At 70.9% G+C, this 24,359-nt stretch carries 21 protein-coding genes and 1 pseudogene; 14 read left to right on the top strand and 8 right to left on the bottom strand.

Annotation, left to right across the window (positions count from 1 at the left end; translation table 11 throughout):
* Positions 1-227 precede the first annotated feature (227 nt).
* The gene (locus tag BLW57_RS38090; RefSeq protein ID WP_093480213.1) at positions 228-440 is read left to right on the top strand and encodes a helix-turn-helix domain-containing protein; all 213 of its coding nucleotides are present in this window, start codon (positions 228-230) and stop codon (positions 438-440) included.
* 21 nt (positions 441-461) lie between these two features.
* Here the strand turns inward: BLW57_RS38090 and BLW57_RS38085 are convergent, their stop codons facing one another.
* Entirely contained in the window at positions 462-737 is a 276-nt protein-coding gene (locus BLW57_RS38085) for an alpha-amylase (RefSeq protein WP_176985875.1), read from the bottom strand.
* A gap of 804 nt (positions 738-1,541) precedes the next feature.
* Complete coding sequence (locus BLW57_RS38080; RefSeq protein ID WP_143051640.1) at positions 1,542-2,312, bottom strand: hypothetical protein; 771 nt, start codon at positions 2,310-2,312, stop codon at positions 1,542-1,544.
* Between the two features lie 223 nt (positions 2,313-2,535).
* On the opposite strand from BLW57_RS38080, the gene BLW57_RS38075 reads away from it, so the two are divergent.
* Positions 2,536-3,366 carry a helix-turn-helix transcriptional regulator gene (locus tag BLW57_RS38075; protein ID WP_093480210.1) on the top strand — a complete coding sequence of 277 codons (831 nt, stop codon included), beginning with the start codon at positions 2,536-2,538 and terminating at the stop codon, positions 3,364-3,366.
* A 91-nt stretch (positions 3,367-3,457) separates the two neighbouring features.
* Here the strand turns inward: BLW57_RS38075 and BLW57_RS38070 are convergent.
* A pseudogene (locus BLW57_RS38070) lies at positions 3,458-4,461 on the bottom strand (HEAT repeat domain-containing protein).
* 3 nt (positions 4,462-4,464) lie between these two features.
* Positions 4,465-5,130 (bottom strand): HEAT repeat domain-containing protein, encoded by a 666-nt coding sequence (locus tag BLW57_RS38065; RefSeq protein WP_093480209.1) that lies wholly within the window; start codon positions 5,128-5,130, stop codon positions 4,465-4,467.
* 363 nt (positions 5,131-5,493) lie between these two features.
* Here BLW57_RS38065 and lanKC point away from each other — a divergent pair, with 363 nt between their 5' ends.
* The 4 genes from lanKC to BLW57_RS38045 all read left to right on the top strand — a co-directional run bounded on the left by lanKC (position 5,494) and on the right by BLW57_RS38045 (position 12,151).
* Entirely contained in the window at positions 5,494-8,052 is a 2,559-nt protein-coding gene (gene lanKC / locus BLW57_RS38060; protein ID WP_256339735.1) for a class III lanthionine synthetase LanKC, read from the top strand.
* Positions 8,053-8,148: 96 nt separating this feature from the next.
* Positions 8,149-8,292 carry a SapB/AmfS family lanthipeptide gene (locus tag BLW57_RS38055; RefSeq protein ID WP_241841109.1) on the top strand — a complete coding sequence of 48 codons (144 nt, stop codon included), beginning with the start codon at positions 8,149-8,151 and terminating at the stop codon, positions 8,290-8,292.
* Positions 8,293-8,424: 132 nt separating this feature from the next.
* A complete protein-coding gene (locus BLW57_RS38050) occupies positions 8,425-10,173 on the top strand; it encodes an ABC transporter ATP-binding protein (protein WP_093480208.1) in 1,749 nt (582 codons plus the stop codon).
* Positions 10,174-10,252: 79 nt separating this feature from the next.
* Positions 10,253-12,151 carry an ATP-binding cassette domain-containing protein gene (locus BLW57_RS38045; RefSeq protein ID WP_256339734.1) on the top strand — a complete coding sequence of 633 codons (1,899 nt, stop codon included), beginning with the start codon at positions 10,253-10,255 and terminating at the stop codon, positions 12,149-12,151.
* On the opposite strand, the gene BLW57_RS38040 is transcribed toward BLW57_RS38045, so the two are convergent.
* Both BLW57_RS38040 and BLW57_RS38035 read right to left on the bottom strand, forming a co-directional pair.
* Positions 12,087-12,776 carry an SDR family oxidoreductase gene (locus BLW57_RS38040; RefSeq protein WP_093480207.1) on the bottom strand — a complete coding sequence of 230 codons (690 nt, stop codon included), beginning with the start codon at positions 12,774-12,776 and terminating at the stop codon, positions 12,087-12,089. The genes BLW57_RS38045 and BLW57_RS38040 overlap by 65 nt on opposite strands.
* 112 nt (positions 12,777-12,888) lie before the next feature.
* Positions 12,889-13,215: a hypothetical protein gene (locus tag BLW57_RS38035; protein ID WP_093480206.1), complete on the bottom strand. Its 327-nt coding sequence runs from the start codon at positions 13,213-13,215 to the stop codon at positions 12,889-12,891.
* A gap of 390 nt (positions 13,216-13,605) precedes the next feature.
* Here BLW57_RS38035 and BLW57_RS38030 point away from each other — a divergent pair, with 390 nt between their 5' ends.
* A complete protein-coding gene (locus BLW57_RS38030) occupies positions 13,606-14,367 on the top strand; it encodes a SecDF P1 head subdomain-containing protein (protein WP_143051639.1) in 762 nt (253 codons plus the stop codon).
* Between the two features lie 47 nt (positions 14,368-14,414).
* Positions 14,415-14,963 carry a GNAT family N-acetyltransferase gene (locus tag BLW57_RS38025; protein WP_093480204.1) on the top strand — a complete coding sequence of 183 codons (549 nt, stop codon included), beginning with the start codon at positions 14,415-14,417 and terminating at the stop codon, positions 14,961-14,963.
* A gap of 213 nt (positions 14,964-15,176) precedes the next feature.
* Here the strand turns inward: BLW57_RS38025 and BLW57_RS38020 are convergent, their stop codons facing one another.
* Complete coding sequence (locus BLW57_RS38020; RefSeq protein WP_256339733.1) at positions 15,177-16,589, bottom strand: MFS transporter; 1,413 nt, start codon at positions 16,587-16,589, stop codon at positions 15,177-15,179.
* 95 nt (positions 16,590-16,684) lie between these two features.
* Between BLW57_RS38020 and BLW57_RS38015 the strand changes: the two genes are divergently transcribed.
* Entirely contained in the window at positions 16,685-17,188 is a 504-nt protein-coding gene (locus tag BLW57_RS38015) for a winged helix-turn-helix transcriptional regulator (protein WP_256339732.1), read from the top strand.
* A 335-nt stretch (positions 17,189-17,523) separates the two neighbouring features.
* On the opposite strand, the gene BLW57_RS38010 is transcribed toward BLW57_RS38015, so the two are convergent.
* Complete coding sequence (locus tag BLW57_RS38010; protein ID WP_093480201.1) at positions 17,524-17,958, bottom strand: VOC family protein; 435 nt, start codon at positions 17,956-17,958, stop codon at positions 17,524-17,526.
* Positions 17,959-18,227: 269 nt separating this feature from the next.
* On the opposite strand from BLW57_RS38010, the gene BLW57_RS38005 reads away from it, so the two are divergent.
* The 5 genes from BLW57_RS38005 (at position 18,228) to BLW57_RS37985 (ending at position 24,315) form a co-directional block, all read left to right on the top strand.
* The gene (locus tag BLW57_RS38005; protein ID WP_093480200.1) at positions 18,228-19,583 is read left to right on the top strand and encodes a S28 family serine protease; all 1,356 of its coding nucleotides are present in this window, start codon (positions 18,228-18,230) and stop codon (positions 19,581-19,583) included.
* Positions 19,584-19,639: 56 nt separating this feature from the next.
* Entirely contained in the window at positions 19,640-20,443 is an 804-nt protein-coding gene (locus BLW57_RS38000) for a class I SAM-dependent methyltransferase (protein WP_093480199.1), read from the top strand.
* Between the two features lie 161 nt (positions 20,444-20,604).
* On the top strand, positions 20,605-21,135 hold the full coding sequence (locus BLW57_RS37995) for a (2Fe-2S)-binding protein (RefSeq protein WP_093480198.1): 531 nt from the start codon (positions 20,605-20,607) through the stop codon (positions 21,133-21,135).
* A complete protein-coding gene (locus BLW57_RS37990; protein WP_093480197.1) occupies positions 21,122-22,111 on the top strand; it encodes an FAD binding domain-containing protein in 990 nt (329 codons plus the stop codon). Before BLW57_RS37995 ends, BLW57_RS37990 begins: the two co-directional genes overlap by 14 nt.
* Complete coding sequence (locus BLW57_RS37985) at positions 22,108-24,315, top strand: xanthine dehydrogenase family protein molybdopterin-binding subunit (RefSeq protein ID WP_093480196.1); 2,208 nt, start codon at positions 22,108-22,110, stop codon at positions 24,313-24,315. Before BLW57_RS37990 ends, BLW57_RS37985 begins: the two co-directional genes overlap by 4 nt.
* The last annotated feature ends 44 nt before the right edge of the window (positions 24,316-24,359 follow it).

The raw sequence follows: 24,359 nt of genomic DNA, 5'->3' as shown, positions 1-24,359 counted from the left end.
AGTCTTTCGTCGGCCTCGGCGCCCGAAGAAGCCTGCCAGCCACCCTCTGCCCCCGAGGCATTCCCCCACGGACACCGGGGGCTATCCCCCGGACAGTACGGCTGCCGGCCGTCCGAGGTCGCTGCCCGCAGGCAGCCGGTCGGAAGTCCGCGCGCACCTCGGCCGCATGAGGAGCGGCGAGGTGGGCAACCGGTGATCACGTCTCGACGATTCGAGAGGAGATCACCATGCACAAGGGCAAGTGGATAACGGGCAGCGCCCGCAAGGACCTGGCCAAGACCTTCACCGAGGAGTACGGCGAAGGACGGTCGATCCGCGCGATAGCCGAGGCGCACGGCCGGTCGTACGGCTTCGTGCACCGCGTCCTCACCGAATCCGGCGCGCCGCTCAGGGCACGGGGCGGCGATGCGCGTAACGGCGCCGCCAAGTCGACGCGATGACGGCCGGCTTACCCGCGCCGGTCAGCCGATGGCGCAGACGGCGAGGTGGTCTGGATGGCCGTGCAGGCCGAGGTACCCCTCGCCGACCGTGCTGAAGGCACCCGGCGGCAGCGTGTAGCACGGGCCGGTGGCACCGTCCTGGTAGACGACCATCAGCCCCAGGGTGTCCGCGCAGCCGTTGGCGGCCTGGGTGTAGCGCCAGCTTTCGTACATGGTGACGCAGGCGGGGGCCGGCTCAGGGCTTTCGGAGCGCGCCGAGGCCGGCTCCGCGAGGGCGAACGGAAGCGTCAAAGACATGATGAACCCAGCGGTCCGAGCGGACCAATTCATCCAGTTCTGCACCGACTTGATTCCCTTGCTCTAGACAGAAGGTAGATACGTAGATCAAAGACATGGGGACGAACGCCAGTCATGCGTTCAGGTCTCGAAGGAATCAGGGGACGCGGTCGGAGGCAACACGCCTGGCTCGCCTTCGGACAGGGGGACGCTTGCACCGTGTGTCCGGCTGCTGCCCTGCACCCGGGCAGCTGGACCGCGTCCGCGTCCCGCGCGGTCCTTCAACCATTTCAGTGCTCTCCGCTGCGCCCGCTCCGTTTCCCCAGGCAGCGCGCCTCGCTGCCGAGTGCGCTTCGGAAGGGCTGCAAGCAGCACGGCACCGCGACGCCTCACCTTCGGCCGGAAGTGGCTGGACCGTCGGTCAACGGGTAGGCGAACGCTGCGGGGCCCGACGAGAGGGCACCCCTGACGAGAGGAGTGACATGCCGGGAGTTCTCCAACGACTCAAGCAGTTCGCGAGGAGTCCGCAGGGTCAGCGCACCATCGAACAGGTACGCCGTACCGCGGCTGATCCACGCCGCCGGGCCCAGGCCCAGAGGCTCTTCGGCAAGCTCCGTGCCCGCCGGTCGGGAATGTGACCCACACCCGGCTCGCGAGCGGCCGAGTCGGCGCCACGGCATGACTCCGCTCCCCCGGGCACGGCGGCGACCGTGATGCCTGCCGTGCGGCTCGTGCTCGGGCGGCCCCGGCCTGGAGACACCGGCATCCCGCCGACGAGGCCCGCCGCCCCCGCGCGCATCGTAAGGGGGCGGCGGGCCGACGGTGTCAGCCCTTGAGCTTCTCCGGATCCATGACGTCGCCGGCCGGCGGGGCCGTGACCGTCACCGGCTCGTCGAAGGCCGAGAAGTCGAACGAGCCGGGCTCCTTGCCACCGTCGACAGTCATCCTGAGCGCGTAGGGCTCGCCCTTGGCGGCTACGAGGAGGGTCTGGGTCGCGGCGCCGTCCTTCCCCGTGAGCGTCACGGCAGGCGTTCCGCCGACTTCGGTGTTCGCCTTCCTGGTCAGGTGGCCGTCCTTCTCATCCTTCTCGAACATCGCGCCGATGTCACAGAAGGGGAACTTGTCGTCCGCCTTCGCCTCCTGCGCGGGCATCTTGAACCAGCGCCCCTTGAGCATCTCGACGAGGGCATCCGTCTCCTTCGAGGAGGAGCCGCCCTCGCTGCCCATCTGCTGCCAGAACTTCTCGTCGCCCTTCATGTAGGCGGCGTCGCCGACCTGACGAATCTCCGCGGACGCACCCCCTGTGGTGAAGGTCCCCTGGCAGTCGCCCTTCTTGGCGACGGCGAAATCAAAGGTCATGTGCTGGCCGTCGGTGGACATGCCGCCCTTGACCTTGAACGAGTCCAGCTTCGTCATCGCCACGCGGGCCTTCTCGGAGATCTGAGCCGCAGTCAGCCCCTTGAACGCCTCCGCGGTGGCGGAGCCGGAGCCGCCTGCCCCGTTGGCGTCGTGCTTCTTGTCACCACCACAGGCCGTGAGGGCCATCACCGCCGTCACACACAGACTTGCCGCAGCCATGAGAGTTCGCTTGCTCATCTTTTGTTTCCCCTTAAACAAGACCGTCCGCTCATCGGACTCGGGGGCACCACAAAGGGATGTGACGCGCGGGGCATGATCCACATCACATCGGACCGGCTCCCGCGCCATCCAGCCTCTGCATGGGGGAACGGTCATGGTCGCGCTCGAACGGCCCGTCGCCCATGTCGGCCACGGCGATGACGACGGGCGGTGCCCACCGCCTCTCCGTTAGCCTGAGAACGTGAGTGAGTTTGCGCCTGAGACCGCTCTCCGGGAGTTCCTTCGGACCCGCCGGGCGCGCCTCACGCCGGAGCAGACCGGTCTTCCCGCACACCCGGGCCCGCCCCGGGCGCCGGGCCTGCGGCGCGAGGAAGTCGCCCAGCTGGCCGGCCTGAGCGTCGACTACTACGTCCGGCTGGAGGCCGGACGCGGCACGGGTGTATCCCCCTCCGCGCTGCGGGCCGTGGCTCGCGCGCTGCAACTGGGCGACACGGAGCGTGACCAGCTGTTCGCGCTGGTCGAAGGCGTTCGGCAGCGCCCCCGTGCCGCGGTGGAACAGCAGGCCCGGCTGGGACTGGTGCGGGCGCTGGACAACATCGGCGACGTACCGGCGCTACTGCTCGGCCATCGTCTGGACGTCCTGGCCACGAACCGTCTGGCCCGCGCCCTGCATCTCGATTTCGACGCCCGTCCGGCCGAGGAATGGAACATGGCTCGCTACATGTTCCTCAGCGAGGCCGCACGCGAGCTGTGTGTCGACTGGGCCGAGACGGCCCGGGAGATCGTGGGCATGCTGCGCCTGTACGCCGGCGACCATCCGCACGACCCGAAGCTCGACCAGTTGGTGAGTGATCTGTCCGCCGACGACCGGTACTTCCGCAGCTGGTGGGCCGATCCTGAGGTGTACCTGCCTCGGTTCGGCGTCAAGCGGTACCGCCATCCGCTGGCAGGGGACCTGACCCTCGGATTCGAGGCGTTCACCCCCCTGGGCGATGCCGATCAGACGCTCGGTCTGTACACCGTCGAGCCCGGATCGCCGTCCGAGAAGGCCCTGCTCCTGCTCGCCGGCTGAACCGGCCGGCACGGATCTCCCCACGGAACAACGTCCCGACCGTGCAAGGCGCCACGGACCGGCGCCCACGGCGTTTCCGGCCGCCGCCCCCTCACGTGTCACCGCGAAGCCGCAGGACGTACGCGGCGGTCAGCGCCACGGCGCGGTCCGGGTCATGTGACAGCTCCGCGAGGGCGGTCGACGCCCTCGTCCCCGGGATGCCCGCCAGGGCCTGGGTCAGCCGCCCGCGCGCCGGCGCCTCGGTGGTCCCGTGCGTGAGGCGGTCGACGAGTCCGCTCGCGATCCGGTCCGCCGTCTCGGTGTCTCCGGCCAGCACGCTCAACGCGTCGGCCGCGTCGGTGTCGTTCCTTCCGTCCACCACCATGTCGACGAGCGTCGGGACCGCGTCGGCCACACCACGCGTCCCGAGCGCAGGGCCGCATGGCGACGGACGACGACGTCAGGGTTCGCGAGAGCGTCCCGCAGCCGCGCGGTGGCCTGGTCGCCGGGAATCTCGGCCAGGGCCCGTACGGCACGTTCCCGCACCGCGGCCACCGGTGCCCCGAGGCCCTCCGCCAGCAGCGCCGAGCCGGGATCACCCGATCGCGCCAGTGCCCACCCGAGGGCCCCTGCGACGTTCGGGTCCGTCTCGCTGAGTACCGCCTCGACCAAAGCCTCCACCGGCACCGGAACGTCGTGGACGGAGGACAGGGCCGCGCGCTGGCGTGTGCCGGCGCTCGTCGACTCCAGTGCCTGGAGGAGCGCGACGACCTGCAGGACGTCCTCCCAGCCCGCGGGGTCCGTGGCGTCGATCCTACGCAGCCGGGTCAGCAGCTCGGTCTCCGCCGCGATGCGTTCGCGGGTCCGGCCGATGAGGTCTTCGACCAGCGCCGGGGGCGTGAAGCCGGGATCGTCGAGCGCCCGTCCGATCTCACGCAGGGACAGTCCGAGCGAGCGCAGGCTCTCGACCTGGAAGATCCGCTGGATGTCCTCCCCGGAATACTCCCGGTAGCCGGAGACGGTACGCCCCGAAGGACGCACCAGCCCGAGCGACTCGTAGTGCCGGAGCATGCGGGCACTGACCCCGGAGCGCCGCGCCACCTCACCGATCAGCACGTCCTATCGTCCCTCCTCGTCGGGAGCACCGAGGGCCACTACGCGTTTGGCCTCCTCGATCGCGAACTCGAATCCGGCATCAGGGTCGCGCAGCAGCCGGCGTGTGGCGAGTGCGTGGGCGCGTACGACCGGGTCGGGAGCCGTCGTCGCGGCCGACAGCGGAGGCACATCCCCCAGCGCGACCAGCGCTCTGCTGAGACTCAGTTTTGTCTCCCGTCCGCCACGCCCGAGCTGGGTGACCAGCACCGTGGCCAACACGCTTTCCTCCCCTTCCGGTACGAGTACGACCGCGGCCCGCCAGGCGCTCCGCGCCACCTCGATGTCGGGGTCGGACAGGAGTGTCCGAGTGATCGCCGGCCACACCCGCCGGTCCCCGATCTTGGACAGTGTGTGCAGTGCCTGGCTCCGTGCCTGCGCGGACTCCGCGCGGACCTCGCGAAGCAGTGCGGGCAGGGTCACGGCCACCGGGTGACGGGTGAGTGCCCACGTCAGCATGTCACGGACGAAGAACTCGGGCTCGATCGCACTCCGTTGGACGAGCGTGTCCACGAAGCGCGGCTCGGGCGCCGTGCCGAGCGCCAGAGCGGCCCGCAGACGCACGGACGCACGACCGTCCTCCAGTCCCTGGAGAGCTCGTTCCGCGTCCGATTCCTGTGCGCTGATCGTCATCTGCGACCACCTCCTTCGGCCAGGCAGTCAAGGCCTTGTCACCGTGTCAGGGTCAAGCCAGACCGATGGTGTGACGCCTGATGCCCACCGTCGCGCAGGAAACGCAGGAATACCGAAGAGACAATCACCAAAACAGCTCTCGAATAAGTATACGGGCGCATTTACATACACTTACTTTTTGAGTGCGGGCCTCGCGCCCCCCTCTGCGTACACTCCGCGCGCCCTGTCCGGCACGGTTCCCCTCCCTTACCTTCACATCAGAGGCCGCGAGCGGCGAAGCCACCACACGGTGGAGGCGTCCGCGACCGGGAACGTCATTCGCGATGTGGGTGGTCGCGAGAGCTCGTCACATCGGGGGTCGCTATGGACATGCGTTATGAGGCGTACTCATACGCCGACAAGCTGTTCTACGACTCGCCTGTCCGCTGGGCCACCGTCGAGGAGTTCGCCGCTGCCGGCGAGCCCTTACCCGACGGCTGGGTGGGCAGGGCGAGGGACGTATGGGTGGGCTGTCAGCCGGCGGACCTGGACCTGCCCGAACAGGGCTGGAAGATCCATGTGTCCGCATGCCTGGACAACGCCGAGCACATCCTCTCCGTCGTCAGCGCGTACTGCTTCGAGAACCGGATGGCGTTCAAGTTCCTGCGCAGCCCCGCACTGGTGCAGACGCAGAACGCGAAATACGCCTCGCGCGGTTCGAGCGGCAAGTTCATGACGCTCTACCCGGTCGGCGACGACGCACTGGAGCGATGTCTCCACGACCTCGGCGCGGCACTGACCGGACAGCAAGGGCCCTACATCCTCAGCGACTTACGCTGGCGCGAGGGACCGCTCCACCTGCGCTACGGCGGGTTCACCGAGCAGTTCTGCCGCTCGGAGACCGGAGAGCTCGTCCTCGCCTTCCGCGAGCCGTCGGGCCGCCTCCGCCCGGACGTACGGCGCGCCGTGTTCGAAGTGCCCGACTGGGCCCCCGTGCCGGCGGTCCTCGCCCAGGCCCTCGCCGATCAGAGCCGGGCCAGCATGGCGGACTTCCCGTACACCGTGGAGCGTGCGCTGCACTTCTCCAACGGCGGGGGCATCTACGTCGGCCGGCCCGTCGGCGGCGGCAGCCAAGTGGTACTCAAGGAGGCGCGGCCGCACGCCGGCCTCGACCAGCGCGGCGACGACGCGGTGCTCAGACTCGGCCGGGAGCGCGACATCCTCGACCGGCTGGCGGGATTGCCCGCCGTACCCGCCGCACTGGACTACCTGACGGCCTGGGAACACCACTTCCTGGTACAGGAGTACGTGCAGGGGGAACCCCTGAACCGCTGGTTCGGGCAGCGTTACCCCTTGGTCCACCCCGATCCGGACGAGGAGACGGTCACCCGGTACCGCGAGGAGGCACAAGCCGTCCTGGCGAGCATCGAGGAGGGCCTGCGCGCCATCCACGACCGCGGCGTCGTCTTCGGGGACCTGCACCCACGCAACCTCATCGTCGGTCCCGACGGCCGGGTGACGTTCATCGACTTCGAACTCGCCTCACTGGCGGCGGAGTTCGTCAGACCGGCACTCGGAGCGGCCGGCTTCGCTGCACCCCCGGAGCTCGAGGGATTCGCCGTGGACGAATACGCCCTCGACGCGCTCCGGCTCTGGATCTACATGCCGCTGATGCAGCTGACCTCGCTGGATCCCGGGAAGAGAGCGGAACTCACCACGGCCGCGGCCGGCCGATTCGGGCTGCCCTCCCCCCACCCTCCCGGTCCCCCCAGAGATCCCGAGCGCGCCGGACTCACCGCCCTCCTCCGCGGCGACAGCGCGATGTGGCCCGCCCTGCGCGACTCCATGACGGCGGCCATCGGCGCCAGCGCGGCCCCCGAACGCACCGACCGCCTGTTCCCGGGCGACCCCGGCCAGTTCACCCACGACGGGCTGGGGCTCGCCTACGGCGCGGCAGGAGTCCTCTGGGCCCTGCACTCCACCGGCGCCGAGGTCGATCCGGACCATGTCCAGTGGCTTTTGGACGCCGTCCCCCGCGAGCCGTGCCGGCCCGGACTGTTCATCGGTTCCCACGGCGTGGCCTACGCCCTGGACCGCCTGGGCCACGCCCCGCAGGCGCAGCACCTCCTGGACCGTCTGCTCCAGGATCCCCCGGACGGTCACGGCACCGATCTCGCGGGCGGTCTCCCCGGAATCGGCCTGACTCTCCTGCACTTCGCCGGCACGACCGGCGACGGGCGCCTGCACTCCGCCGCGCTGGACACCGCCGAACGCCTCGCCGCACGTCTGAAGCCGGCCGACGCGAGCGGTGATCCGACACCCGGCCGACGCACCGGGCTCATGTACGGCACTACCGGCGCCGCCCTGTTCTTCCTCCGTCTCTACGAGAGCACCGCCGACACCGGCCTGCTCGATCTCGCGGAACAGGCGCTGGAGCAGGACCTCGCCCACTGCGTCCTGGCCGACGACGGAACCCTGCAGGTCGACGACGGCACCCGGGTGCTGCCGTACCTCGAATCGGGCAGCGCCGGCATCGCCGCCGTGCTCCACGACTTCCTGCGCCATCGTCCGGACCCGGAGCTGCGACAGCACGTCGAACGGATCCGCCGTGCCGCGGAACCCGAGTTCATCGTCCAGCCAGGGCTGTTCAACGGCCGTGCCGGACTGATCTCGCTGCTGCACACGCTGCAGGACGGCACCGACGTCCACGGCCAGGTCATCCGACGGCACATCCGGCGGCTCGCCTGGCATCTCATCCCCTACCAGGGCCACGTCGCCTTCCCCGGCGAGCAGCTGCTGCGGCTGTCCATGGACCTGGCCACCGGCTCGGCCGGCATCCTCCTGGCGCTGGGCTCGGCACTCGCCGACACCCCGGCCCTTCCCTTCCTCACCGCCGAGCGGGCCGGCAAGCCGGCGTCCGCCCCGGTCCTGCAGGCGCCCTGAGCGCCTGGTCCACGCAAGACAGCGGCGGTCCGCCGCGACGACCGCACCGCGGTCCACAGATTTCCGGCGATCGCCGGAAAGCAGGAGCACCACACCATGCGATGGGAGAGCAACATGTCGATCCTCGGCCTGCAGGCACTGGAGACCCCCGAAGAGACCACCGAGTACATGTCGGTGATCAGCTCGCTGAGCGCGGTCAACTGCACCAACAGCACCGTCAGCACCCTGCTCTGCCTCTAGCGGACGCGACGGGTCGGCCACAGGCCCCGCCGGCCGACCCGGGTAGCACGGCCGGTCCGGACTGCATCGCAGCCCGGACCGGCTCCGTCTCGTGTCCGGACCCGTTGCGGCCGGCTCACCGAGGAGGCACGCATGGACAGCGACCGCGACCGCCGTGGCGAGCCGGCCCCTGGGCCCGGCAAGGGCCGGGCGGGCGAGCCGGGCCGGCCGGACCGGTTCCGCCGCACGCCCGGAGCACGTTCCTGGCTGTGGCCCACCCTGCTGGCGCTGGCGGTGACGACCAGCTCCCTGGCGAGCCTGGTCCTGCCCGCGGTACTCGCCAAGGCCGTCGACCAGGCCCTGTCCGACGGCACCGGCGCGGGCTTCCTGCCGCTGGCCGCCGTCCTCACCCTGCTCACCACCGCCGAGGCGACGGCGCAGTACGCCGGACCGCGTGCCACGGCAGAGGAGACGGCGCGTCTGCGTCGCGCGATGGTACGGCGCGTCATGGCGGCCGGTGCCTTCCCGCCGGGCCGGACCGCACCGGGCGACCTGGTGGCGCGCCTCACCGGAAGCGGCGCGGAGGCCGCCCTCGCCACCCAGGCGGTGGTGTACGCCGTCGCCCAACTCCTCATGGCTCTGGGCGCCGTGGTCGCGTTGGGCCTGCTCGCCCCGGAACTCGCCGCCGCCTTCCTCGTCACCGCCCCTGCGGGCTATGTGCTGGTGCGACGCCATCTCAGGCGTACGACACAGCAGGGCGCGGGCTACCAGCGCGCGCAGGGAGAGGTGGCGGCACGGCTGGTGGATGCGCTCACGGGCAGCCGTACCATCGCGGCCGCCGGCACGGTCGACCAGGAGATCGCGCGGGTCATGGGCCCTGTCCCCGAGCTCTCCCGGTGCGGGCGCGCCCTGTGGGACAGCCAGCGCCGCGTGGCCTGGGCCACCGGACTCCTGGCCCCCGCCACGCAGATCACCGTGCTCGCCATCGCCGGGTACGAGCTGTCCGTCGGCCGGCTGAGCGCGGGCGGCCTGATCGCCGCGCTCGGTTACGCCACCATCGGCCTCGGCGGGTTCGGTACGGCACAGAGTCTGCTGGACCACGCGCGCGCCCGCGCGGGCCGCGACCGTGTCGCCGAAGTGCTCGCCACGCCCGTCCAGCCGCCGGGCACCCGCGATCTGCCGCCGGGTCCGGGACTCCTCGAACTCCGCGGGGTGACCGTGCGCCGATCCGGCCGTGCCGTCCTGAACGGGCTGGACCTCACGCTCCCGGCCGGAAGTTTCGTCGCCCTGGTCGGTCGCTCCGGTTCGGGCACCTCGTTGCTCACCGCCGTGGCCGGCGGGCTCCTGGTCCCCGACACGGGGCTCGCCCTGCTCGACGGCGTGCCCATGGACGACATCCGACCCGACCGGCTGCGGAGCACCGTCGGCTTCGCCTTCGCCGACCCGGCGTTGACCGGGGACACGGTGCAGGACGCCGTCGGTCTCGCCGCGGACCCGGTTGCCGCCGACCAGGTGCGCACCGCGGCCCGCACGGCACAGGCGGACACCTTCGTCAGCCGCTTGCCCGACACCTACCGGACTCCGCTGTCCGAGGCTCCCCTCTCGGGCGGTGAGCGTCAACGGCTCGGGCTGGCACGGGCCTTGGCACGCGACAGCCGGCTGCTCATCCTCGACGACGCGACGTCCAGTCTCGACACCGGCACCGAGGCCCGGGTCCTCGGCGCGATGGCCGTCACCCACCGGGACCGCACCCGGCTGATGGTGACCCGCCGCGCTTCGACGGCCGCCCGCGCCGATGCCGTGGCATGGCTGGACGAGGGGCGCATCCGGGCATTCGCCCACCACGACGAACTCTGGGAACTCCCGGCCTACCGAAGCGTGTTCCGCGACGGCGACGACTGACGCGCCGTCACCACGCGAAGCGACGCATCGTCTCCGCGGCGACGGACGGCGGACGCGACCGGACGAAAGGAGACCGCCAGTGGGCGACCCCACGGCCGACACACTGCACCCCCAGCCGGAACCCGACCGGACGGCCCGACCGCCCGCCGACATCACGGGCAGCGCGATGCGCCTGGTGCGGGGCAGCCTGTCGCACAGCCGAGCCGCTGCCGTGCGCCTGACCCTGTGGACGCTGCTCCACGCCGCGCCCGCACTGGCCGCCGGCAAGACGCTCGCCCTGGCCGTCGACCACGGCTTCCTCCTGCACCGGCCCAGGACGGCAGCGCTGTGGCTCGGTGTGTTCGCCCTGGTCACCCTTGCCGGGGCCTGGGCGGGACGGCAGACCTACCCGTCGCTGGCCGAGATCGTGGAGCCCCAGCGCGACCGCCTGCTGCGCGACGTCGTCACGGGGACCCTGCGCCGAGCGGTGGCGCGGGGCCCCCGGCGGCGGGACGACTCCGCCTCTGTCGCGGTCGCCCAGCTCACCCGCCAGGTGGAGGCGGTCCGTGACTCGCTCGCCGGTCAGCTGATGCTCGTGTGGCAGTTCGTCCTCACCGTGGCCGCCGTCGTGGCCGGCACCGCCGCCATCGCCCCGGGCGCGGTACCCCTCGTCGCCGCACCGCTGGTGCTCGCTCTGACGGTGTTCGCCGTCCTGGCCCCCGCGACCGTCCGCAGGCAGCGCACGGTGTTCGTCGCGGAGGAAGTCCTGGCCCACCGCACCGTCGGGACCCTGCACGCGCTGCGCGACCTCGTCGCGTGCGGCGCCGCGGAGAAGGCGGAACGCGAGATGCTGGACGCGATCGACGCCCACCTGCGAGCGTCGCGGGCCCTCGCGCGGTTGGCGGCGGTCCGCAGGCTGATCGTGGCACTGGGCGCCCACGCCCCTCTCCTGCTCATCGTCCTCGCCGCACCGACCCTGGTCCGACACGGCATGACGTCCGGCGACGTCGTGGGCGTGGTCGCCTATGTGCTGTCCACCCTCGAACCCGCTGTCCGCCTGCTGATCCAGGGAGTCGGCGCGTCCTGGCTGCGCCTCGCCGTGGCCGCCGAACGCCTGTCCACGGCCGCGCGCCATCCCGCGCCGGGCACCGATCCGCAGCCCGGACGGACGCCCCTGGACGGTTCGGCGGAACTGTCGGACCTCACCTTCGCGTACGGGCCGGACGCGCAACCGGTGCTCGACCGGCTCGACCTCTCGCTCGCCGACGGCGACCACCTGGCCGTCGTGGGTCCCTCCGGGATCGGCAAGTCCACGATGGCGGACGTCCTCGCCGGCATCCTGGCGCCCGACCGCGGACAGGTCCTGCTCGGCGGCGTCCCCCTGGAGCACATCGCGCGCGGCGATCTGCACCGCGCCCGGGTGCTCCTTCCTCAAGATCCTTACGTCTTCGCCGGATCGGTACGGGAGAACCTGTGCTACCTCGCCCCGGACACTCCGGACGACGCCGTCGTCGCGGCCGTCGAGCAGCTGGGCATGGCCGGCGCGGTGCAGCGGATCGGCGGCCTCGACGCGATTCTCACACCGGCCGAACTGTCCTCGGGCGAGGCGGAGTTGATCGCCCTGGCCCGGGCCTATCTGTCCCCCGCCAGGCTGGTCATCCTCGACGAGGCGACCCGGCACCTCGACGCGGTGGCCGAGCACCGCGTCGAGGAGGCGTTCCGGCGCCGGCCCGGGACGGTGGTGACGATCGCCCACCGGATCGCTCCGGCCCGCCGGGCGGACCGGGTGCTGCTCCTGGACGGCGTACGGCCGCTCACCGGTACCCATGACACGCTGCTGGCGTCCGCACCCCTCTACGCCGACCTGGTCGGCCACTGGGACACCGGTGTTCCCGGGACGGACGAGGTGTGTCCCGGGAACGCCGGCCGCGCAGTCAGCGCCCCGGCCTCAGCATCAGATCGCTCATCGTCGTGTCCCTCGGCAGATCCAGCGCCGTGAGCACGGCGGCGGCGACGGAATCCGGGCTCATGTGGGCTTCGGGGTCGTAAGGGAGGCCGAACTGCTCGTGCAAGCGGACCTGCATCGGAGTGTCGGTCTCTCCCGGGTAGACGGTGGTGACCCGGACCCCGCTCCCGTACTCCTCGGCTCTCAGCGACTCGGCCAGCGCCTTCAGCGCGAACTTCGATGCCGCGTAGGCACTCAGTCGTGGCGGCGCGTGCAGCCCCGCACCGGAGTTCATGAAGACGACGTGGCCGCGTGCCGCGCGCAGTGCGGGAAGCAGGAGCCGGGTGAGTTCCGCCGGAGCGGCCACGTTGACCGCGAGCGCGTCCTGCCAGACGTCCGCCCCGAGTTCCGCGACCGTCCCGGACTCCGCGACGCCGGCGACGTGGATCAACGAGTCGAGCCGAGCGGGCAGTTCCTGCGCGGCCAGCCCAGCGCGGAGCGACCCCGTTGCCGCCAGGTCCGCCACCGGCGTCCGGCTGTGGGGAAACCTGGCCCGCAGCGCCTGCGCCCGCGTCTCGTTACGAGCCAGCAGCCACAACTCCTCACCCCGAGCCGCGAAAGCCGCGGCCAGGGCCGCTCCGATACCTGAACCAGCACCTGTGATGAAATGTACGCCCATGGCGGGGTATGTACCCGAAATGACGCCGCAACTCACTGAGCTCTGGCCAGTTCGGCCTGAAAGGAACGACGTTGGGGGCGGTCGGGCTGGCGCGTCGTCGGGCGGGACAGGGCTAGCGAGTGACGTCTCGGCGCGTCCTGCGCCAGCCGGCGGCGATCCCGCCGATCAGGGATGCGACCGTGTTGATGGCCCAGATGATGCCAAGTGCCACCACCACGAAGGCGATGAGGAGCAGGGCGACAATCACCACCATGTGCAGGATGCCGTTGCCGCCCTGCCCAGCCCGCAGCGAGCCGGCCTGGACCCCGGCGGCTCCGACGGCCGGGACGGCCAGAGTGGTGAGCAGGATCGGGCCACGCCGCGAGCGCTGACGGCCGTCGTCCTCCTCCGCCCCTCGGTCGTACCGGAGTATCTGCGCCTGCTCGTCCCCACCCGTCACAGGGCCATTGTGCAGTCTCACTACGCACTCTTGTCGGCCTGGGCGGCCGGAAGGCGGAGCAAGGTTAACGTCTCACCGAGAGGACCGCCCGAGAGTCGGCCATTTGCCTGCACACCCGGCATTACGCCTGGGAAGCTGCACACCGTGCATACCCTTCACGTGAGAAGCGCGACCGTTCTGCTGTGCCTGGGCCTGGCCACATCGACCGGCTGCTCGCATTCGTCGGCCCCGTCCCGGCCGGACTCCAAACCGTCCGGCACAGCGTCCGGCGGGCAGACGGCCGCCGCCGGCACCGACTGGTCGGTCACCTTCACCGCGTCGACGTCCGGGTCCGCGGACGGACTGGACCGGACCGCCGACCGAGTGCGGGAACGGGTCAGGAGTCTCGGGATGACAGGTACCCGGGTCACCACCGAAGGCACGTCCCTCACCGTCGTCGGACCCTATACGGCTGAGCAGTTGGAGAAGCTGGGAGCTCTGGGGCAACTCCGTTTCCGGCCGGTGCTGGCGCAGGAGACCGCCGGCGCCCGGACCCCCACGGCCGGTCCCAGCGCCAGTCACGCACAGGGGCGCGCGACCACTGGAGCACTCCGGGCTGACCCTGCCGCTTCCCCGTGGGCCAGTGCCTCCGGCGGGGCCGACGGGACGTCCGCCTCCCTCCTGGCGAAGTACACGGCATTGGACTGCTCCGCCGGCCACACGTACTCCGAGGCCGAACAGGACGCGAACCCTGACAGCCCCGCCGTCGCCTGTGCCACCGAACACTCCGCCGGCCAACCACCCTCGAAGTACCTGCTCGGGCCGGCCATTCTCACCGGCAGCGAACTCACCTCGGCCAAGGCGGTGAACGACACCACGAACGGGGCGGGTTGGATGGTCCAGCTGGACTTCACCGCCGCAGGAGCCAAGAAGTTCGCCGACGCGACCGGCAGGCTTGCCCAGAACCAGATGCCGCAGAACGAGTTCGCCATCGTCGTCGACGGCGGCGTGGTGTCCGCACCTTACGTCAACCAGGCGCTGACCGACGGTACCGCGCAGATCTCCGGAGGTTTCACCGAGAAGGAGGCACGGGACCTGGCCGCCAAGCTGAACTCCGGTGCGCTTCCCACTCCGTTGAGGTTCGCCAGTGCGACACACATCACCAAGCGCTAGGGTGCGTCCTCGGATCACTCCCACAGCCCTGCGCCAGGTTGCCCGCCATGAGTGAACTCGGACCCGGTGTCTGGCCGCCTGCGCCGATAAGGACCGAACGGCTCCTGCTCCGCGGGTCAGAAGCCCGGGACCGTGCGGCGTTCGTCGAGCTGTTCGCATCACCGGAGGTGGGTGCCTACACCGGTGGCCCTCGACCGCGTGAGGAACTCGAACGCGTGATGCCCGAGGTGCCCGGCCGGCGCCCCGGTTGCTTCGTGATCGACCTCGGCGGAGCGATGATCGGCATGGTCACGCTCGAGCGGCGGGACGCGGAGAGTCCACGTCATGTGCGTCCCGACGCCGAAGGGGCCGAACTCGGCTACATGTTCCTGCCCCAGGCGTGGGGACGCGGGTACGCCGCCGAGGCGTGCGCGGCGGTACTCGACTGGTTCGCCGGCGCGTCTCCCCGCGAGCCGGTGGTGCTCCGCACCCAGACCGCCAACGCCCGCGCGATGCGTGTTGCGGCGAAGCTCGGATTCTCGGAGGTGGAGCGGTACGAGGACCACGGCGCCGAGCAGTGGTTCGGCGTGCGGCTCTCGGCCACCCCACTGCGCTGAGGTGCACCCCTTCCGCAGTCGACGGGAACGCGCGCGAGCAGGCTGCGCGCCAGCGGCCCCACCTCGACGGCGGCGCAGGACATCGGGGGCGACGACGATCGCCCTCGCACCACCTCGTCGATCTCGGTCGGCAGATCCGTCGTCCTGCGCAGCCGACCGCGCAGGACGACGACGAGCCTCGCGACGCCGGCCCGACCGGCGTCGCGAGCGTGATCAGGCCAAGGCCTGTGTGTCCGCCTCGGACTCCTTCGAGGCGACGGGCGCCGTCCGGGCCGGTCCGCCGCCGCGACTGAGGCGCACGCCGATCACCGACGTCGCCAGGCTCAGTACGGCGGCGGCGCACCAGGCGATCCGGAAGTCCTGGCGGGAGTCGGTACCTACGTGGGAACCGACCACCGCGACGAGGACGGCGACGCCGACCGTGGCCGATATCTGACGGACGGAGTTGACCAGCGCCGACCCGGTCGCCGCGCGGTGGCCCGGCAGGGCGTGCACACCGGCGGCCACCAGAGTGCCCAGGGCCAGCCCGACACCGGTGCCGGTCATCACCTGGCTCGGCAGCAGGTCACGTAGATAGTCCGGGTCGACGGACGCGAAGCCCGCCCGCCAGACCATGCCTCCGGTGAACAGCAACCCGCCCACGGCGACCAGCGGACCGTGCCCGAAGCGCTGCGCGGTGCGGGCCGTCAGAAGGGTGACGACCGGGACCAGGGCGGGACCGGGCACCAGGGCGACCCCGGTGCGCAGCGCGCTCCAGTGCCAGACCTCCTGGCACCACAGCACATTCGACAACAGCATGATCGCGAAAGCGACGCCGAACAGGAAGCTGCCCGCGTTCGCCGCTCCGAAGCGCGGCAGCCGCAGCAGGTGCAGTTCGAACAGCGGGTGCGGATGCTGCAGGGACCTCAGGACGAACCCGGCGCCGCAGATCACGGCGACGGCCAGGAGCAGGACGGTCCTGCCGCTGGTCCAGCCCCAGTCGGGCGCCTGCACCAGCCCTCCAGACAGCGCCGCGACCGAGGAGACGACCAGCAGCGCGCCGAGGAAGTCCGGCAGCGGTCCGGCCTCCCGGGTGGTCGGCCTCGGCAGGACCGATCGGCCCGCGAGGAGCGCCGCGATGCCGATAGGCACGTTGACGGCGAAGACCCACCTCCAGTCGATCTCGACCAGCAGGCCACCGGCGACGGGCCCGGCGGCCGCGGCGAGTCCGCCGACCGCGGCCCAGCTGCGGGTGGCGTGGGTACGGCGCTCGGCCGGCACCGTCGCGAGCAGCAGGGCGAGGGACGTCGGGATCTGGGCGGCCGCCCCGACGGCCTGCAACACACGAGCCACCACGAGGGTCCCGAGGTCGGGGGCCAGGGCACAGCCCAGCGACGCGAGGGTGAAGACGGCTATCCCGGCGAGGAAGACCGGCCGCTGACCCATGCGGTCACCGGCGCGCCCGGCCACCACCAGGAGCGCGGCCAGGGTGATCGCGTAGGCGTTGAGGACCCAGGACAGCGAACCGAGGGTCGCACCCGCGCCGCCCCCGGAGAAGGTCGTCCCCATGGCCGGAAGCGCGACGTTGACGATCCACAGATCCAGGTTGGTCATGAAGACGGCCACCAGTACGACCGACGTGGCCATGCGAGGGTGCTTTGAAAACCGAAGCATCATGGGCATGCCGCAAGCCAAGCATGGGATGGTTTGGAAATCAAACCCCACGGGGTGATACTGGGCCCGTGACCAAGCACATCGATCCGCAGGGCATGAACGGACGCCCGTGCTCGCTCGCCGCCACCCTGGAGGTGGTCGGCGACCGCTGGGCCCTGCCGGCGATCCGCGAGGTGATGCTCGGAAACCACCGCTTCCGGCAGATCGCCAGGAACACCGGCGCCCCCACCGACCGTCTGGCGGCGCGCCTGAAAGCGCTGGTGGAGAGCGGTGTCCTCGAACGGCGCCCCCTGCCGGACGACGCACGCCACCAGGGCTACTACCTGACGGAGGCGGGGCGGGACCTGGCGGGCATCACCCGCGAGCTCATCGGCTGGGGCGACCGCTGGGCCGTCACCACGCCCCCCGTTCGCTTCCTCCACCGGGACCACGCACTCGCCACCCACGCGGTCTGCGAGACCTGTGGCGAGCAGGTTCACGCCGAGGACGTCCACCGGGAGGAGCTGATCCCCGGCTGGGACCGCTCCGGCCCGGTACAGACCCCGAGCCGGCGGTCGGGGTCGACCCGGTAGAGCCGCACCACCGTGGACGTGTCCGAGTCCACCTCGGCATTGCCACATGAGCGACGCGCGCCCACATGGCTCACGGGAGCTGGACGACGAACGGCATCGTGCGGTGGCACGCGGGACAGGACGGAGTCTCGTCCACCTGTTGTCCAGGCGGGACGTCCGCCGAGCCGTACAAGGACGCACGACTCGGGGCGTCCGCTTTCCGCCGCCCATGACTCGCGGGCCAGCGAACCTCGATTCCCTCCGGAGTCCGGCTCCCGATCGGCACACAGGGGATGCACCATGTGTGCCGGTCCCCCGGAGGCGGCACCCACCCCGCCGTCTCCGGGGGCGCAAACTCAGTCGAGACAGAACTCGTTGCCCTCGATGTCCTGCATCACGATGCACGACTCGTTGTAGTCGTCGGCAAGGAGCACTCGCTCGCGTACCGCGCCGAGCGCGACCAGCCGGTCGCACTCGGCCTGGAGTACGGCGAGGCGCTCCTCACCCACCAGCCCGGTGCCGACCCGCACGTCGAGATGCACCCGGTTCTTGACGACCTTGCCCTCGGGAACCCGCTGGAAGAACAGTCGCGGGCCGACGCCCGAGGGATCACCGCACGCGAATGCCGCCCCCTGCCGCTCAGGCGGCAGAGACCGATCGAAATCGCCCCACGTGGCGAACCCCTCCGGTGGCGGCGGGACGACGTACCCCAGCACCTCGCACCAGAAGCGAGCGACACGTTCGGGATCCGCGCAGTCGAAGGTGATCTGGACCTGCTTGATCGATGACATCGGCGCACCATAGCAGGGTGACTCCGTTGCTCATCTCCCGGTGTGTGTCCGCATGTTGCCGGGAGAACGACCGGAATTGCCCTGTCCCTGACCGTGCCGCCCGAAGCGGCCAGTCACCCTCCCACAGCGCCCGGCACGACAACGTGGTCCTCCCCCGCCCGGGGGAGACGGTCCCCCCCGCGCGCGGGATCTTTCTGCGGTGCCGAACGGCTGTACTGGAGCCGTCAGTCAATGACGGTCGCCATGACCGCGGTTCAGGAGGATTCACGATGCGCACGTGGACGAGACGACGGCTTCTCACCTCGACGGCGACGGCCGCCGGCCTCGCCGTCACGGCCGCCGCGCCCGCGACTGCCGGGACGCGGTCGCGCACCCGCCTCGGCGACGACGACATCCTGACCGCCCTGCACGCCCTGCCGGGGCTGCGGGTGATCGAGGAACGCCAAGGCGCCGAGCCGGGATACCGCTTCTTCGTCCTCGGGCTGCGCCAGCCGGCCGACCACGCGAACCCCGAGGCCGGCTCCTTCGAGCAGCGCCTGACCCTGCTCCACACCTCGGTCGATCGGCCTACCGTCCTGTTCAGCACGGGCTACGAGGCAGTGCTCACACCCCGTCGGGCCGAACCGACGGTGATCCTGGGCGGCAACCAGCTTCAGGTCGAGCACCGCTTCTTCGGTACTTCCCGCCCGGCGAACGCCGACTTCTCCCTGCTGACCATCCGGCAGGCCGCCGACGACCACCACCGCGTCGTACACCTCTTCCGTCGGCTGTACCGCGGCGCGTGGATCTCCACCGGCAGCAGCAAGGGCGGCATGACCAGCGTCTACCACCGCCGTTTCCACCCCCGTGACGTGGACGGCACCGTGGCCTACTCCGCCCCCGACAACGTCGACGACCGCGACGACAGCGCCTACGTGCGGTTCCTGGAGAGCGTAGGCAGCGCCGAGTGCCGCGAGGCCCTGCGGACCGTGCAGCGGGAGGCTCTGCTGCGCCGCTCCGACCTGGTCGCCCGGTACGAAGCCTGGGCCGCCGCGAACAGCACCTCGTTCCGCATCGTCGGCAGCGCCGACAAGGCCCTCGAAATAGCCGTCGTACGAGCCGCGTCCATGTTCTGGCAGCGCAACACCACGGCGGACGGCGCCTCCATACCCGGCCCGGACTCCGGTACCGACGAGTTGTACGCGTGGCTGGACGACATCACGGGCCTGGCCCTCTACGCCGACACGGCGCTGCAGCACTACGTCCCCTACTTCTACCAACTGGGCACCCAGCTCGGGTACGTCGGCTTTCCCGTCCGGCACTTGTCCGGTCTTCTCCGCTACCCGGACGCCGTCGAGCCCCGTACGTTCGTCCCGCGCGACATCCCGATGCGCTTCGATCGTGACGCCATGCCGGACGTCGACCGCTGGGTCCGCAGGCACGGCAGCCGGCTGCTGTTCGTCAACGGCGCCCAGGATCCCGCCGTCGCCGAGGCGTTCCGGCCGGGCCCGCGTGACTCCCGGATCCTCTGGGCGCCCGACAGCAACCACAGCACCGCGATCGCGGAGCTCTCCCCCGCCGACCGCGCGGAGGCCGTCGGCATGCTGACCCGTTGGACAGGGGGCCGACAGACTCCCTCCGTGTGAGGGGGCCGTACAGCGCGCTCCTGGTCGGCGGATCAGGTGACTACTAGGCTGCGGCGATGGAGCCCCCAGCCGATGAGCCTGTAGCCGATGAACCCGAGAGCTTTCCCCAGCCCGCGGATCCCGCGCGGGTGAACGACTACGACAGAATCGCCGAGGGCTACTCGGCGGCGACCGAGGACAACCTCGTCAACGCGTACTACGCGCGGCCCGCGACACTCGCCCTCGCCGGAGATGTGGCCGGCCGTCGCGTCCTGCACGCCGGCTGCGCCTCGGGCGCCTTGTCCGCCGCCCTGCGTGACCGCGGAGCGGTGGTCACCGGCATCGACGCCAGCGCCGGGATGCTGGCGCTGGCCGGCCGGCGGCTCGGTGACGGCGTGGCCTTGCACATGGTCGATGTGAAGGACCCCCTGCCGTTCGACGACGGTGTCTTCGACGACGTGATCGCCTCGCTGGTGCTGCACTACCTCGAGGACTGGGGGCCGACGCTGGCCGAGATGCGGCGAGTGCTCCGACCCGGCGGCCGGCTGATCGCCTCGGTGGACCACCCCATCGTGGCGTACACCTTCGAGGAGCCCCGGCCCGACTATTTCGCCACCACCAGCTATACCTTCGACTGGACGTTCGACGGGCAGTCCTCGACCATGCGTTTCTGGCGCAAGTCGTTGCACGCGATGACCGACGCCTTCACCACCGCGGGCTTCCGTCTTTCCGTCATCAGCGAGCCGCAGCCCGACCCGGCCGCGCGGGAACTGTTCCCCGACGACTTCCACGCCCTCTCCACCAGACCCTGCTTCCTGTTCTTCGTCGTAGAGGTGCCGCCGTCGTCCGCCGGTGCGAACGCGCCCGGCGGTGCCGAGTAGACGACGGTCCCGTCCGTGTGACCACATGCAGGATCGCCCGTTCGGACTATAGGGTGGCAAACACGTGCAATTCGTACCCCGTGGTCGAAGCAGTTCATCGGACAGGACTCGCTCCCAGGTGGGACCTGAGCCGTGCACGACCCATCCGGAGGAGGACGCGCATGGGCGATGTGGCGAGCTCGCGGGACGTTGACGAACGTCCCGCGATCACCGAACGGGTCGTGACACTCACCGTCAACGGACGGTCACACACACTGCGCCTGGACACCCGGGTCACCCTGCTGGACGCGCTGCGGGACCGGCTCGGCCTGGTGGGTACGAAGAAGGGCTGCGACCAGGGCGCCTGCGGTGCGTGCACGGTCCATCTGGACGGCAGGAGGGTACTGGCCTGCCTGACCTTGGCGGCTCAGGCCGAGGGCCGGGAGATCACCACGATCGAGGGCGTCTCGGGTGGGGACGGACGGCACCCCGTGCAGCAGGCGTTCATGGACCAGGACGGCTTCCAGTGCGGCTTCTGCACACCCGGGCAGATCATGTCCGCCGTAGCGCTGATGGCCGAAGGCCGCGCGGGCTCCGACCAGGAGATCCGGGAGTTCATGAGCGGAAACCTGTGCCGCTGCGGGGCATACAGCAACATCGTGGCGGCCGTACGCCAGGCCGCCTCCCAGGGAGGCCCCGATGCGCACCTTTGAGTACGTCCGGGCCACCGACACCCGCGAGGTGGTGCAGTTGCTGGCCGACGACCCGGCAGCTGCCTGCCTGGCCGGCGGTACCACGCAACTGGACCTGATGAAGGACGGGGTCCTCGAGCCGCCCACGCTGATCGACATCACCCGCCTCCCCCTGCACGGCATCGAACGGCGTGGCGAGACCCTCCATGTGGGGGCGCTGGTCACCATGGAGGAGCTGGCCGCCGACGCGACCGTGGACGAGCGGCTGCCCATGGTGCGCGAGGCACTTCTCCTGGGGGCCTCGGTACAGCTGCGGAACATGGCCACCATCGGCGGCAACCTGCTGCAGCGCACCCGCTGCCGCCACTTCCGCGACCCCACCGTCAGCGCGTGCAACAAACGCACACCTGACACCGGCTGCGCCGCCGTCGAAGGCGTGGCACGCATGCACGCCGTCCTCGGCGCGAGCGAGCGGTGCATCGCGCTGCACGCGTCGGACCTCGCCGTCGCTCTGGTGGCGCTCGACGCGGCCGTACACATCCAGGGGCCGTCGCACTCCCGCACCGTTCCCCTCACCGAGTTCTACCTGACGGCCGCCGAAAGCCCTCAGCGCGAGAACGTCCTGGAACACGCCGAGCTGATCACCGAGGTCGAGATCCCGCTGCCGCCGGCGGCGGCCCGGTCGGGATACCTCAAGGTCCGGGACCGCACCTCGTACGAGTTCGCCCTCACGTCGGCGGCGGTGCTCATCGTCGTCGACCACGCCACGATCCGTCAGGCACGCGTCGGCCTGGGCGGCGTGGGGACGAAGCCGTGGCGCGCCTACGAGGCGGAACACGTACTGACGGACGCGCCCGCGACGACGGCCACCTTCCTGGACGCCGCCGACGCGACGATGCGCGACGCCTGGACCGTGCCCGGAACGGCCTTCAAGGTGCCACTCGCCCGGCGCACCCTGGTGCGGGAGCTGCAGAACGTATCCGGAGTTGACGTATGAGCACCGTCGAAAGCAGGCCACTCGTCGGCACGGGGGTCAACCGGGTCGACGGCCCGCGCAAGGTCACCGGCACAGCCCCGTATCCGATGGACTTCAGCGTTCCCGGTCAGGCCTACGGCGCCTTGGTGCAGAGCACCGTCGCCGCGGGCCGGATCGTCCGCATGCACACCGACGCGGCCGAGGGCGCGCCCGGCGTGCTCAGCGTCCTCACCCACGAGAACCGCCCCCCGGTCGGAACAGGCCCCACGACCGCGCTCGGGGCGTCCCCGCCGTCACCCCTGCGCAACGACCGGATCGTGCACCACGGACAGCACATCGCCTTCGTGGTCGCCGAGACACCCGAGCAGGCGGTGGCAGCGGCACGCCTGGTACATGCCGACTACGACGCCACGGAGCCGCTGCTCGACCTCCGCGACCCGCGCGCCGAGACACTCGTGGACCCCTGGGGCACGGACACCGCACGCGGAGACGTCGCCGCGGCGCTGGAGTCCGCCGAGGTGACGGTGCGGGCCATGTACACCACGGCCGACAACACCAACAACCCCCTGGGGCTCTTCGCCACGCTCGCCGCCTGGGAGGGTGACACCCTCACCGTGCACGACACCAGTCAGTGGCCGTCGATGGTGCGCACCACCCTCTCCGTGGTGTTCGGCATCCCCGAGAGTTCGGTACGGGTCCTCGTGCCCTACGTCGGTGGCGGCTTCGGTGCCGGACTGCGCGCGTGGCCCCACGTGATCCTGACGGCCATGGCCGCCCGGATGATCAAGCGACCGGTCAAACTGGTCCTGACCCGACCGCAGATGTTCACCTCGATCGGCCATCGCCCCAGCGGTGTGCAGTGGCTGAGCGTCGGCGCCACCCGCGAGGGCGAACTGACCGCCGTCGACCACCGCAGCCTCAGTTCCCTGAGCATGGAGGAGACCGACTTCGAACCGTTCGCGTCGGCGAGCGCCTTCGCCTACCGGTGTGCGAACGTGGTCACGCAGGATCGGCAGGCCCGACTGAACGTCGCCGTGCCGACGTCCATGCGCGCCCCGGCGGAGGCGCAGGGCAACTTCGCCCTGGAGTCGGCACTCGACGAACTGGCCCTCGAACTGCACGTCGACCCGCTGGAGCTACGGCGCCGCAACCACACCGACGTCGATCCGCGCAACGGGCTGCCCTGGTCCGAAAAGGCGCTTCTGGAGTGCTACGAGGTCGGTGCGCGACGCTTCGGCTGGGCCGACCGGGACCCCGAACCGCGCTCCATGCGGGACGGCAACTGGCTCGTCGGCTACGGCATGGCGAGCGCGTGGTTCCCCTATTTCGCGCGGCCCTGCGCGGCGCAGGCCACCATCAACAGCGACGGCAGTGCGCTGGTACGCAGCGCGGCCACCGACATCGGTACCGGCACCTACACCGTGATGGCCCAACTGGCAGCGGGTGAACTGGGCCTGCCGCTGGACCTCGTCCGCTTCGACCTCGGCGACTCGGACATGCCGAACTCCATGATGGCGGGCGGCTCGGGGCTGACCGGCGGCCTGGGCAACGCCGTGCACGACGCCTGCCGGCAGCTCGTCCGCACCTTCGTCGAACTCGCCTGCGGCGATGCCGAGTCGCCCCTTCAGGGCGCCTCCCCGGACGACGTGGAGTGCACCGACGGAAGGATCCATCTCGCGGGCCGCCCTGACCGCGGGGAGTCGTACGCCGCCGTTCTCGCCCGGCACGGACTGTCCGAACTCACGGCGAACGGAAGCAGTACCCCACCGGACGCCGAGGACCTGGGCATGTCGCTGGCCGGCGCCTACGGCGCGAAGTTCGTCGAGGTCAGGGTCGACGCGGACCTCGGTCTCATCCGGGTCGCACGGGTGGTGTCCGCGATCGACGGGGGCCGCATCCTCAACGAGAAGACCGCGAGGAGCCAGATCATCGGCGGCACGGTCGGCGGTATCGGCATGGCCCTGTTCGAGGACACGGTCACCGACCCGCGCACCGGGCGCATAGCCAACGGCACGTTCGGCGACTACCTCGTGGCCGTGAACGCCGATGTACCGGACCTCGACGTGATCTTCGTCGGCGAGCCCGACCGCGGGACCGCCACCGCCACCAAGGGCGTCGGCGAGGTCGGCCTGGTCGGCATTCCACCCGCGATCGCCAATGCCGTCCACCATGCCACCGGGAAACGGCTCCGCGACCTGCCGATCACTTTGGACGCACTGCTGTGACCAGTGGAGTCTGCGACGCGTCCGCGGTCAGACCCGGCGGCACG

This window comes from Streptomyces sp. 1222.5, assembly GCF_900105245.1.
In the GTDB taxonomy this organism is placed as follows: domain Bacteria; phylum Actinomycetota; class Actinomycetes; order Streptomycetales; family Streptomycetaceae; genus Streptomyces; species Streptomyces albidocamelliae.
Note: the sequence above shows the minus strand (reverse complement) of the source record. Positions and strands in the feature narration are given on the sequence as shown.